The following is a 13,889-nucleotide window of genomic DNA, read 5'->3' on the forward strand; positions in this document are numbered from 1 at the left end:
TCTACAAAACTACATTACATAAAAAAACACGTTACTATTCTCATTAAAATAAAAGAATAGTAACGTGTTTTTTGGTTTGGAAAAAGCATAAATCCTATAGTTCATGAATCTGGGAGTGCTTCTAATCTGCCATTGATGAGTTACTGAAAACATTTTGTTTTAATGGAAGTTTCACTCTAAATGACAACATGAGATTTCCGATATTTACCAGGTGTTTCATTGGTGAATTTTTTAAAAATTTTAGTGAAATAACTTTGATCGCTAAAATTAAGCGAAGCGCATATGTCTGATAAAGGATAGGTGGTGAAAGTTAATAATTTCTTTGCTTCTTCGATTCGTTCACGTTGAATGTACTCAATTAATGAAATACCGACTTCTTTTTTAAATAATATAGATAAATAATCTGAATTCACATTTGCAAATTTAGCAAGTTGTTTAACAGATATTGGATTGTAAATATTTTTAAAAATGTAGTTTTTGCAAATAGCGATAGTCTGTGAATGTTGCTGTGTTTTTTGTGCCTTTACACGGTCTGCAAAGGTACAAAAAGCATTTTTTAATAAATCCCAAACAGATTCTTTGTCTTTTAAATCTTCTGTTCTTTGAATATGTAAATCATAAATTTTGTAAGCAATCCCAGATGGAAGTCCCCCTTTTATCGCATATCTAGTAGCGAGCGTGATGGATGAAATACAAATGTTTTTATGACGTCTTAATTGATGGAATGAAGATAAAGATGAAAGAGTCTCTTGTTGGAATTCGTAATAATATTTGAGTACGGTTTCTTTATCCCCGTTTTCTATAGAACCAAGCAGTTGCTGCTCTATATATAAATTATGATAAACGGATTCGTCTTTTTGCATTGAAATATATACATCTTCGTTTAAGATTCTGCTATGACTTATATGAAGTGAGTCACTGTTATTTGAAAAGGTGCTTACATCTGAAATTTTTTTATAGAAAATGTTATAGAACAATATTGCCATATTTACAAAGAAATTTTGATCTTTGACTGACAATGAAAAATAATGGTTTCTTGTTCTTTTATAATTTGGAATGAAATTAAGGTTACTATCCGTTTTACTTGTAGAAAAATTTACATGTGCCAAGGGCCCAATAATAACAGTACCGTTCACCATATAATCGCTCTTTATGTGAATTAAAATGAAGTGCCCTAGATGTTCGTGAGTTCTGAAGATGGGGAAATTATATGTATCATTTCTCTGAAAAAGCACATGTAACTGTTCTATTTTTGATGTATACAACGAATGTGAATCACTTTTTGATGTGAATTCTAAAAGAATATTTTTGTTACAATCTAAAAAACAAACTGGAATTTCAAAATATTGGAAAAACATATTGCAAATGTACTCTATCTCAACTAGACTGAGCTTTTTAGTCATATTCTTCCTCCTTACAGTTATGCGTAATAGTTAAATAAACATATATTCCTTTTTTCATAAGTAGAAACGGAAAATCTTTATTAATAAAAAATATAAATAAAAGTTATAAACTTCTAAGAATAATACCATAATTTAACATGAATAGCACATATTATTTGAATATACAGGTAATAGTTTTGGACAGTAGCGTAAAATATGAATCGTCACACTTATTTGTTGGTTATTACTTATATGTATTAAAAATGATTAAGGTTGGATTTTAAATAGGGATAGGAAGTGAGAAATGAATAGATTGACAGTAAGTGACTAGTCGAAATTAGCAGTGAAAGCTATTATGTAACAAATGTAATGATTTTTGAAGTAGAGATATACGTGTAATTTAGGGGAGAAAATTACATATATCATGTGGAGAGACAACGTAATAATAGAAGATAAGAAAAGTGAATAAGTGATTGTAAACAATGGATTGTTGGACGACTATGTTTTATGTTATTCGTTTAAATCTGATACTTGGCACACTATTGCTTTTAAGAAGGTAATAGTAATAAAGAGATTTTTAAAATGATAGAAGTAGTAAAGGGGATAAGAGAAATGAAAAAAATATTTAGTGTGCTTTTAGTGTTATTCTTAACATTTTCTACATGGTCTAGTGTATTAGTAAAGGCAGATTCACCATCTAAAGGTACTTTAACGATTCATAAGTATGAACAAGAAAAAGATGGAGCGCAGGGACCAGAAGGTGACGATTCTGCAAATCAAGAGGTGCCAAAAGATGCGAAACCATTAAAAGGTGTAACGTTTGAAGTGAAAAGGGTTGCTTCTTTTGAAAAAATTTCAAACGATGGGAAAATCGTGAAAGAAGATGTGAAACCTGTAATGGGAGCCACTCCAAATCAAGTAGTAACAGATGATAACGGACAAGCTGTATTAAAAGATCTTCCGCTAGGACGTTATGAGGTGAAAGAAGTGGCAGGACCTCCACATGTTAATCTAAATCCCAATACGTATACAGTGGATATCCCATTAACGAATAAAGAGGGTAAGGTGCTAAACTATGATGTTCACATGTATCCTAAAAATGAGGTTAAACGTGGTGCAGTGGATTTAATAAAAACTGGTGTAAATGAAAAAGCATTAGCAGGTGCAGTATTCTCTTTATTTAAAAAAGACGGTACAGAAGTGAAAAAAGAGTTAGTAACAGATGCTAATGGTCATATTCGCGTGCAAGGATTGGTGTATGGAGAATACTATTTCCAAGAAACAAAAGCTCCGAAAGGCTATGTAATAGATCCAACTAAACGTGAGTTTTTTGTTAAGAACTCCGGAACAATTAATGAAGATGGAACTTTTACTTCTGGTACAGTAGTTAAATTAGAAGTGAAAAACTATGAAGAACCAATAATTGATAAAAAGATTAACGGAAAATTGGAAGCGTTACCAATCAATCCGTTAACTAATTATAATTATGATATTAAAACATTAATTCCAGAAGACATTAAGGAATACAAAAAATATGTGGTAACAGATACTTTGGATAATCGTTTAGTGATTCAAGGAAAGCCAATCGTGAAAATTGATGGAGCAGAAGTAAATGCAAGCATTGTAGAGGTAGCTATAGAAGGTCAAAAAGTAACAGCTACAGTAAAAGATTTCACAAAATTAGATGGTAAAAACGAATTTCATTTGCAAATTAAATCTCAAGTAAAAGAAGGAGTACCATCTGGTTCGGAAATTTTAAATACAGCAAAAATTGATTTTACAAATAAAAATGATGTAATTGGAGAAAAGGAATCTAAACCTGTAGTTGTTGTTCCGACAACTGGAATAATTGAGTTAACAAAAATTGACGGTGCTAATAAGAATAAATTAAAAGGTGCAGAGTATGTACTTAAAGATAAAAATGGAAAAATAGTTGTTGTAGCAGGAAAAGAAGTAACAGGTGTATCAGATGAAAATGGTGTTATTAAATGGTCTAACATTCCATATGGAGACTATCAAATTTTTGAAACGAAAGCACCAACATATACAAAAGAAGATGGTACAAAAGCTTCTTATCAATTATTAAAAGATCCCATTGATGTAAAGATTAGCGAAAATAATCAAACGGTTAAATTAACGATTGAAAATAATAAAAGTGGATGGGTTCTTCCGGTAACGGGTGGCATAGGAACGACTCTTTTTACTGTAATAGGCCTTACGTTAATGGTTACAGCGGCATTTGTTTTCTTTAGAAAAAAGTTTGCTAATAATTAAGATTTTAGGAACATGTAACTATGGGAAAAGGGGAGAAGCAAAATGCTTCCCTCTTTTCGATATTTAAGCATATACAGAGGTGGAAATATGAAACGAAATCTTGTTTTGGGAGGTATTTTTTTATTTGGATTAGGTGTTTTTTTATATCCTACTATTAGTAATTGGTTGGCGACTCGTGCACATTATTCTGAGATTAGCTCTTACGATAAGAAGATCAAAGCGCTACAAAAGAAAGAAGTCGAACGTAGGGAAAAAGAAGCAGCCGAATATAATAAACAAGTTCACACTTCCACGAAAACATTTACTGATCCATTTTCTGAAAAAAAAAGTAATCATCAAGCATATGCTGATGCGTTAAATTTAGGAGATGTAATGGGGTATATTGAAATATCGAAAATTAATATAAAACTGCCAATCTATCAAGGGACATCTGAGGAAGTATTGAGCCGCGGGATAGGTCATTTAGATTTTTCTTCGCTCCCGATAGGTGGAGAAAATACGCACACTATTTTAACAGGGCATCGTGGTTTACCATCAGCAAAATTATTTACAGATTTAGATAAGTTGAGCGAAGGAGATCTCTTTTATATTCATTCTTTAGACAAAGTTCTTGCTTATAAAGTAGATCAAATTAAAGTAGTATTACCACACGAAACGGACGATCTACAAATTGTAGAAAATAAAGATTATACAACTTTAATTACGTGTACGCCTTATGGAGTAAACACCAATAGATTGCTAGTTCGAGGTGTGCGTGTGGAGTTAAACGAGAAAGAAAAACAAAAAATGACTACAGAGATATTTATATTTAATAAGTGGACTGTAATAGTTCCAATCCTATTGTTATGTGTGTTTCTAGTCGTAATTTATAAGAAAAGGTTAACTCGATAGAATGTATTTATTTATCCTGCATTAATGGACATTGGGACCGGAAATTCAGAGATAAGTAAAGAAGGTATATAGGGAATGAAGTAAATCCTCATTGATAAACATGTCATTTTATTCGACTATAGAAAAAATACGGTAAAGGTGGGAACAAAGGAATTGAGGCTACGATTAAAGCTGGTAAGTATTCATTTTATTGTTTTGTTAATGTTAAGTGTAAGTTTTGTCGTATATGTACCACAAGAAGCATATGGATCCACGACAAACTTAGAAGGTCTAGGTGATATATCGCGTTATAATGCAGTTGTCTTTGGTAACCATAAAGCAATAGGTGGCGACATTGAAGGAGCAATTGCAGTTCAAGGTGATATGGATGCATCGGGGTATACAATTGTAGGTGCTGCAGCGGGAACATCTAATATAGTAGGTGAAAAATGGGTTGATGAGGGATATCCGTCCTTGTTATTGTCTGGAAAATTTAAGAAATCAAGAGAAGAATCTTTTATCATTCAAAACGGAATAGTAGTAATGACAAAAGAGAGTGATCCAGATCGCATCATACAATCCTCTTATGATCGTATCGTTTATAAAGAAAAACTAGAAATTGACGCGAAATTTAATGAATTTCGCAATATAGTGAACCAAGTCAGTAAAAATGCAGGTCAATATCAAACAAATACCCCAATTCCAAATATGAGTCATGGAATCGGAAAAGATATAAACAATCCTAATATTTATGTTTCATCAGAATTGACAGGGAAAATTAATTTAGATATAAGAGATGTATTTTTACCAAATGCTAAGGACAAAGATTTTATTGTTATGTATTCGGATGCAACAGAGGTTACATTTAAAAATGGATCTATTCTATATGACACGAACAATATTGGAAGGGCTACAGATATAGTTCCTACATCACAACCATATTCTCCTAATTCCTCGTTTACTGAGCTATACGGGAAAGTGATTTGGGTTTTTCCAAATGCGAAAAAAATTACAACAGAGGGATATGGTGTCGTTGGGAGTGTGTTTGCCCCAAATGCTGTATTAGAAACAAAAGGCGGCTCGATTAATGGACAAGCATTTGTCGGCGCGGTACAACAAACTGGTGGATTTGAATTTCACAATTTCAAATTTAACTGGCAACATTGGAACAAGCCTAGTACTGGAAAAGTAAAAATAAAAAAAGTTGATAGTAATAATGATAATAAAAAATTGGTGGGAGCAAAGTTTCATATAGAAGATTCAAATAAAAAAGTAGTTGGAGAACTAGTAACAAATGAAGAAGGAGAAGCGATATCAAAAGACTTACCAAAAGGAAACTATACCCTTGTAGAAATAGAAGCGCCAAAAGACTATGAATTATTAAAAGATAAAATAGCTGTAAAAGTAGAAAAAGATGCAGTAGTAGAAATTAAAATAGGAAATAAGAAATTGCCAGATCCAATGGGAAAAATGAAGTTAGTGAAAGTAGACATAAGTGATAAAAATAAAAAGCTAGCAGGGGCAAAGTTTCATATAGAAGATTCAAAAGGAAAAATAGTTGGAGAACTAGTAACAAATGAAGAAGGAGAAGTAATATCAAAAGACTTACCAATAGGAAACTATACCTTAGTGGAAGTAGAAGCACCTAAAGGTTACGAATTATTAAAAGAAAAAATAACTGTAAAAATAGAAAAAGATGCAGTAGTAGAAATTAAAATAGGAAATAAGAAATTGCCAGATCCAATGGGGAAAATGAAGCTTGTGAAAGTAGACATAAGTGATAAAAATAAAAAACTAGCAGGGGCAAAGTTTCATATAGAAGATTCAAAAGGAAAAATAGTTGGAGAACTAGTAACAAATGAAGAAGGAGAAGTAGTATCAAAAGACTTACCAATAGGAAACTATACCTTAGTGGAAGTAGAAGCACCTAAAGGTTACGAATTATTAAAAGAAAAAATAACTGTAAAAGTAGAAAAAGATGCAGTAGTAGAAATTAAAATAGGAAATAAGAAATTACCAGATCCGACTGGACAATTTGAAATTGAGAAAGTTGATGATAAGGATATCAATTTAAAACTACAAGGCGCTATATTTCAAGTCTTAGATAAAGAGGGTAAAGAAGTGGCTAGATTAACAACGGATGAAAAAGGAAAGGTGATTTCCAGTCAATTAGTACTTGGAAAATATACGATAAAAGAAATAAAAGCGCCAAACGGATATATGTTACTTAGGGATCCAATAGAAATAGAAATTACAGAAGCAGTAAAGACACAAAAAATAACAGTGAAAAATGCGAAGAATAATTGGGTAATTCCTAATACTGGTGGGAGCGGAACAACAATTTTTTACGTAATTGGTATTATGCTAATGTTTGGTGTGCTATATTTCTGTAAGAAAAATCGTATATTATGAACTAATTTTATAGAGTTAGACAGATCGTTACGTTAGAGAGTTTTTAGGACATGAGTTCGGTATTGTACTGGACTCATGGTACTAAATTTGTTAAAGGAGGAAGGATAATAGTAAACATAGAATATATTAATGAATTAAAATATTTAAGAGGTGAACATGGTGGCAATAAAACAAGACGAAATTAAAGTAGTTGTCGGAGCTGGAGTGTTTAATAATAATCCAGGTTGGATTCAAACGCAAGAAGATGAACTTAACTTACTAGATAAAGCTACGTGGGAAGAAAGATTTGAATACAACTCTATTTCAGCTATTTTAGCTGAGCATGTATGGGAACACCTTACTTTTGAAGAAGGTGTAAGAGCAGCTGAAATTTGTTATGAATTTTTAAAACCATCTGGTCATATTCGGTGCGGAGTCCCTGATGCATTCTTTCAGGATGAGGCATATCAAAATATAGTTCAAATAGGGGGCCCCGGTCCGAAAGATCATCCAGCAGCAAGTCATAAAATCGTTCATAATTATATAACATTAACGAAAATGTTTGAAACTGCTGGATTCGAGGTAGTTTTACTTGAATATTGTGATGAAAATGGTCGGTTTTATTACAACGAATGGGATGCAAACGACGGTGTTATTTTCCGTTCGAAAAGGTATGATTCTAGAAATAAAGGCGATAAACTTGGTTTTCCATCGCTAATTGTCGATGCGATTAAGCGCTAATCATTCAACAAAAAAAGGAGTTAATCCTATGATTTCATAAGTCGCAAATGCGGCTTTTTTATTTGTACATAAATCTATATTTAATTTTCAATATTATATAATTCGATTTAGAAAATATTTAAGTTTTTCTCAGCACCATTCACTTTAAATTAACACTTCGTTGACATAAATATTTATTTTATATTTATATTCGTGTAAAATGAAATGGGAACATATATTCTATATAAGGAGACAATCAAAATGATAGCTGAAATTAGGAAACTAACTGATGGATATATTGTAAAATTTGAACGCCAATTTCCATATACGGCAGAAGAAGTTTGGTCTGTATTAACAGAAAACAGTAAGCTGAAAAAATGGATGCCCAATTTACAGATTGAAAGCCTTAAAACTGCTGGAATAATAAAGTTCGACATGATGGACGGTTCATTCATAAATATTGATATTTTAGAGTGTCAACTAAACTCAGTACTTGAATTTACTTGGGATAAAGACCGTGTCAGATTTGAAATACATAATGAGGAAAATGGTACTCTTTTACTTCTTAAAGAGTACATTCATGAATTAACAGATCATACACCGAGAGATGTAGCTGGTTGGCATATTTGTTTAAATCTTTTTTCTTTCGTTTTAGAAGGAGAAGAGAAAGAATTTTCTAAAGATGAATGGCAACTGTGGTTTGAAATATACAAGGATAAGATTCATGAAGTGAGAGGATAATTGCATAATAGGTAATATTCATTATGTAATTATTATATTGTAAAAATGCTTTTGTGAATAAATAAGAATAGAGGTTAATATGAAAGTAAATCAATTAATTGCTAATAACATAAATAAATTAGATGCAACTATACCGTTTAATAAATCGTTTGGAATTGCTGGTTTATCTGGATCGGGTAAAACAACTTTTTGCCAAACAATTGGTGAAGAATCAAAAAAACGATTAGTTTCTTTATTACCAAAGGCTGAATATCAATATTTATTTCCTAACATTATGGAAACAAATTTTAGTGCCATTAAGATGGAAGAAATGCCTTTAGTACTTTTTCTAGGAAAATCATCGATTTCGTCTAATCCGCGTTCAACGATTGGTACTCATACTGGTGTTTTTACAGAGATTCGGGAAAAACTTGCTGAAGTTTTTAATCTTTCTCCAGAGGTCTTTTCATTTAATAATCAATTAGGCTGGTGTACTGGTTGTAAAGGCCGTGGTACTACAAAAAATGTTGAGTGTAAAAAATGTAAGGGAAAACGTTATAGTGAAGAAATTGAACAATATGAAATTGATTTGTTGGCCAAGCCACATTCAATTTCAAATATTAATGATTTAAGTGTTGAATCTATTCTTTCACTAGCAAAAGAGTTAAATATTAGTGAAGAAAAACAGCATATACTGCAAAATATTATTAATATGAACATTGGTTATTTAACATTAAATCGAATTATGGGTACGTTATCAGGTGGAGAGTTAACACGACTTTATTTGGCCGAATTCATGGCAGTAAGTGAAAATGCTGTAATTATTATTGATGAGATTTCAGTTGGACTTGATCATGAAACTTTATTACAAATTTTAGAAGAGATTAAACGATTAGGGTGTAAAAATCAAATTTGGCTTATTGATCATTCAGATACAGTACTAGATACATCTGATGAGCAATTGTTCTTTGGACCTGGTAGCGGAAAATATGGCGGGAAAATTGTGGAAGAATCACCAAGACCAAAGTCAATACTGTGGGATCGAAATAAAGAAATACCAACAGAATTTTATACATTCTATGATTTATATTGCCGTAATATCCAAATGGAGGAGTTTCAAATTCCTAAAAACAGGCTTGTAACAGTTACAGGAGAATCAGGATGTGGGAAATCTACACTTGTCAACGAATGTCTAGCTACAGATTTTTTGAAACGATATCCAAAAGATAAATTAGTTATGGTAGGACAAGACCGAAATCAATCAATTACAAGTCGATCAACTGTAGCAACTTTCCTAGATATTAAAAAGAAACTGACAAAGTATAGTGAAGACATTGATGATATTTTTGAGCGCTCGATTGAGGATATTATTGATGAACTTCCAAATGAAGATATCGCTTATAAACGTTTGAGCCTACTAATTAAATTAGGACTTGGCTATTTAACATTAGAGAGAAAAACACAAACATTATCGACAGGTGAGTTTCAATGTGTTCATTTAGTTTCGGAATTATTTGCAAACACTAGAAATCCACATACATTATTCATTTTTGATGAGCCTTCAAAAGGTTTATCACAAAATATTTTAAATCAATTTATCGATAGTATTAGAGGTATTCTGCAAGATGAATCAGTTTCTATCATTATGATTGAGCATAATCGTTACATGTTAGAAAGCTCTGATTATATAGTTGATTTTGGAAAAAGGCAGAATGAATCTGTAGAGCATTTGGATGTTGTTAATCATGAGGATTACTATCGTCAAAAAAGTAATGTGAATAGCACAAAGAAAATAAATATCTCTTCAATGCTTAAGCAGAAAAAAGGAGTTCACTATTTAGAAGAAAATCATATTAACTATTTTAAAAATGCCGAAAATGTTTATAAGGGCGGTATTTTAAAAAGTTTATCATCAATGGCTAGGTTAATTTATGGTGAATATGAATCTGATACAATCGCACCTGTTATTGCTATTGATCTTGAAAGACATTTATATAGTCAATATAGTTTCTTATATGAGATTGGTGGATTAATTAATCATATTGTAGCTGCTCATCCAATTAATAAAGATACGAGAAGTTTTGATTTCTATTCACAGGACAATCATTGTCTATCTTGTTCTGGACGTCTTCAAATTGAAGTTTTTGATAAAGATATTGCCATTCAAGATAAAAGTGTTCCATTTTGGGATGGGCTATTCGATCCAGAAATCATGAAGGTATTAAAATTTTATCAGCATGAAAAAATAGAATTTCTATTCGAAGAAATAAAAAATGAGCTTGGTCACGATTTGTCAAAGAGCTATAATGATATGTCAGAAGAAGAAAAGCATACGTTTTGGTACGGATATTTTGAAAAATCATTTTATGATAAAAAAGGAAAGACACGCAGAACATGGGTAGGATTTAATACAATTATTGGTGGATATATTGTTATTTCAAAAGCACCTATTAAAGAAGAAATTAAGAGTTCAAAAAAAATGATGAAATGTCCAATTTGTGAGGGGACGGTTTTAAATCATCATAAGCCACTTAAATTTGGTAACGTAGATATTCGTGAAATAATCAATCAGCCTATTAATAAAGTATTGAAAACAGTTGGTGATTTACCGGCACTTGTTACATTGAAGTCTATTGTTGGTGGCGATATGGTATTGACGGAAGATGTTTCTTTATTGCCAAGAAAAGCACAAGTTGCATTGAAAATGTTTGAATTAGAACAAGCAAGCTTTTCAAACTATGAAATGGTGTTACAAAATGTCTTACCATTCTGGAGCGAAATAAAAGGAAATATCGAATCCATTAGTGTTAATAATCAGGTAACTGTTTGTGATTTCCCTAATGTTTATGAAACGAGAGAAGCCATTATAGATAAGTATTTCACAAATGGTAAATATAAAAAACTTACGTATGTATACGAAGCGTTTGGATACAAAAAATTAGTTACTCAAATTAATAAAATTAAAAAAAGTAATCCATGTCCATTTTGTAAAGGTAAGAAAGTGATAACCGAAGATAATCTACATGATGGTGTCTTTAAACTAACAATTCCATGTGTAACTTGTAATGCAAGTGGTATTAATGACGAAGGGTTAAAAGAAGTTGTTGAGGGCGTGGATGTACAAACGTGGTTAACTGGAAAAGTAAGTGATGTTGTGGATGAAAGCTTATTAACAGAAGCTGTTGCGCAAATATCAATTTTTAATCGCATACGTGAGTTGGATAAACGAGATATGATGGCGGTTTATGAATGTCTGGAGAAAAATAACTAGTGATGGATTGTCAATTGCAGTAGTCATAAAAACAGGAATATAGGTTTTTAATTATATAAATATAACATGTTAAATTGTTATTTAAATCGTTAAAAATAGTTGACCCTCACATAATGTCATTGTTTATGATGAAGTTGAGCTTCAAAGTAGATGTAACTTATAGGAGGAAATCATGTTTAAAATAGGGGATTTTTCGAAACTATCTTCCATTAGTATACGTATGTTGAGACACTACGATAAAGTGGAATTATTACAACCAGTAAAAGTCGATGAGCAGAGTGGATATCGATTTTATTCAGCTGACCAATTAAAAAAGGTAAATCAAATTCAAACATTAAAAGCTATGGGGTTTAATATTGCTACCATCAAAGAAATAATAGAATGCGATAATATAGATAGCATAAAAGAGCAATTTTTAAATCGTAGTGCTCAAATTAAAGAAGACATGAATAACCTCCAAAAACAATTACGTCTCCTCGAAGACTCAATGAAAACGATGAGAGAGGATGTTGTTGAGATGAATTATCATGTTTCAATAAAAGAAATTCCAGAAAGAACTGTAGCTAGTGTTAGAAAGATTATTCCATCGTATAATTGCGAAGGTGATTTATGGAGTGTATTAATGCAAGAAATTCAAATGAAAAATATTAGTATTGCCCAACCGAGTTATAGTATTGCAGTTTTCCATGATCGTGAATACAAAGAAAATGATGTAGATATAGAAATACAGCTAAGTATTCTAGGTAAGCACGAAAATACAAAAGACGTTACATTTAAAAATATGGAATCGACTAATGTAGCTTCTATAACAGTTAATGGAAGTTATGAACAGATGACAGCTGTAAATGAGGCTGCGGCAAAGTGGATTGAGACAGAAGGTTACAAATTAGCAGGCCCGATGTTTAATATTTATCATGTGAGCCCAGCGATGGAATCGGATCCTAATAAGTGGGTTACAGAAGTTTGTTATCCAGTTAAATGAAGATAAAGAAAAAAGGCATTATTTATATGTCTTTTTTCTTTATAAACTTATCCATAAATATCAAGATAAATTACTTCTTGATTTGATTCGTCAACTACTAGCACGATTGAATTTGCAAATGTACAAAATGAGCGGATTATAATGGATTCCTTTAATGAATCTTCTAAAAACCAACCTGTTGGTAATAAAGAAATGCAACCATCTTTTTGGAAATTTCAGCAATGTTTACATTAGCAACAAAATCCACCGGAATAAGGGGCTTTTCTCTTAAATAATTTAATGGTATGTGTACCCTCCATCAGGAAATAATACATTACCCGTAGTAAAACTATTTTGCATTAAATATAGGACAGTATGTGCAATTTCATCATTATATCCAGCTCGCTGTACAAGTGAAAGAGATTTATAAGCTTCGTAAGCAACTAGTCTATTTTCATTTTGTTCATTTTCTCTTTGTATTGTTCCAGGAGAAACAACATTAACTCTTAAAGGAGCTAATTCAACAGCTAAAGCTTTCCCTAAACTTTCAATAGCACCATTGCAAGCGCCATAAGCAGGTGCGCCTTTAAGTGGTCTTTGACTAAATGCACCGGACATTAACACGATTGATCCAGATTCTGAAAGAAAAGGAATTGCATATTTTACGGCATAATATTGAGGCCAAAACTTTCCGATGAAGCTACTTTCAGCAATTTCCTCTGTAGAGGTAATTGGTCCAAGTGTGTAAGAGGCTCCCGGTGTGAATAAATGATCAAAGTTCCCAACTGTCTTGAAAAAATTTTGTAATTGCTCTTTATTTTGATTATCCAATACGTAAGTTTGGAGACGATTGCTATTTATTAATTTTTTAGCAATCTTTAATTTTTCTTTCGAACGCCCTGCAATAATAACATGTGCTCCTTGTTCAATTGCTTGTTTTGCCGTTGCAAATCCAATACCAGAACTCCCACCAATGATAACAATACGATTGTCTTTTAATGTAGTAATAGACATATTTTAGCCACTCCTTTAATAAAAAACTTTAGAATATAACTGTGCTATGCTTTTATTATTCGCTAAAAGGGAGCAAGTGAAAAGTACGCACTTTATATGTACATAGTCGCAAATTTCGTACTAATTGCTATTTATGCGGATAAGTAATACGAAAAATTTCTAAATATGGTTTATCCCGCATTAACGGGCAGTAAAACTCTCAGCTCAAAGTTAGGAAAATGCAAGGAAGTTAGGTAAGAGATCAACTGCCCGTAAAAGCTCGATTGGTTCAACTAATAATCAGTGT

At 31.8% G+C, this 13,889-nt stretch carries 9 protein-coding genes; 7 read left to right on the forward strand and 2 right to left on the reverse strand.

From position 1 onward, the window contains the following. Positions 1 to 176: 176 nt before the first annotated feature. Positions 177 to 1,403 carry a helix-turn-helix domain-containing protein gene (locus tag V7S45_RS12285; protein WP_025689561.1) on the reverse strand — a complete coding sequence of 409 codons (1,227 nt, stop codon included), beginning with the start codon at positions 1,401 to 1,403 and terminating at the stop codon, positions 177 to 179. Between the two features lie 591 nt (positions 1,404 to 1,994). On the opposite strand from V7S45_RS12285, the gene V7S45_RS12290 reads away from it, so the two are divergent. The 7 genes from V7S45_RS12290 to V7S45_RS12320 all read left to right on the forward strand — a co-directional run bounded on the left by V7S45_RS12290 (position 1,995) and on the right by V7S45_RS12320 (position 12,610). Further along, entirely contained in the window at positions 1,995 to 3,656 is a 1,662-nt protein-coding gene (locus V7S45_RS12290) for a SpaA isopeptide-forming pilin-related protein (protein WP_342761845.1), read from the forward strand. Positions 3,657 to 3,743: 87 nt separating this feature from the next. Beyond that, positions 3,744 to 4,547 carry a class C sortase gene (locus V7S45_RS12295; RefSeq protein ID WP_088344674.1) on the forward strand — a complete coding sequence of 268 codons (804 nt, stop codon included), beginning with the start codon at positions 3,744 to 3,746 and terminating at the stop codon, positions 4,545 to 4,547. 153 nt (positions 4,548 to 4,700) lie between these two features. Further along, a complete protein-coding gene (locus V7S45_RS12300) occupies positions 4,701 to 6,938 on the forward strand; it encodes a SpaA isopeptide-forming pilin-related protein (RefSeq protein WP_342761846.1) in 2,238 nt (745 codons plus the stop codon). A 156-nt stretch (positions 6,939 to 7,094) separates the two neighbouring features. Next, the gene (locus tag V7S45_RS12305) at positions 7,095 to 7,658 is read left to right on the forward strand and encodes a hypothetical protein (protein WP_000225721.1); all 564 of its coding nucleotides are present in this window, start codon (positions 7,095 to 7,097) and stop codon (positions 7,656 to 7,658) included. Between the two features lie 240 nt (positions 7,659 to 7,898). Beyond that, a complete protein-coding gene (locus V7S45_RS12310) occupies positions 7,899 to 8,378 on the forward strand; it encodes an SRPBCC family protein (protein WP_025688578.1) in 480 nt (159 codons plus the stop codon). A gap of 79 nt (positions 8,379 to 8,457) precedes the next feature. Next, entirely contained in the window at positions 8,458 to 11,628 is a 3,171-nt protein-coding gene (locus tag V7S45_RS12315) for an ATP-binding cassette domain-containing protein (protein WP_342761847.1), read from the forward strand. Between the two features lie 172 nt (positions 11,629 to 11,800). Further along, positions 11,801 to 12,610: a MerR family transcriptional regulator gene (locus V7S45_RS12320; RefSeq protein WP_025688582.1), complete on the forward strand. Its 810-nt coding sequence runs from the start codon at positions 11,801 to 11,803 to the stop codon at positions 12,608 to 12,610. A gap of 276 nt (positions 12,611 to 12,886) precedes the next feature. Here V7S45_RS12320 and V7S45_RS12325 read toward each other — a convergent pair whose 3' ends face one another. Beyond that, complete coding sequence (locus tag V7S45_RS12325; RefSeq protein ID WP_025688584.1) at positions 12,887 to 13,603, reverse strand: SDR family oxidoreductase; 717 nt, start codon at positions 13,601 to 13,603, stop codon at positions 12,887 to 12,889. Positions 13,604 to 13,889 lie beyond the last annotated feature (286 nt).

Origin of the sequence: Bacillus sp. BR3(2024) (genome assembly GCF_039134555.1) — a bacterium.
In the GTDB taxonomy this organism is placed as follows: domain Bacteria; phylum Bacillota; class Bacilli; order Bacillales; family Bacillaceae_G; genus Bacillus_A; species Bacillus_A cereus.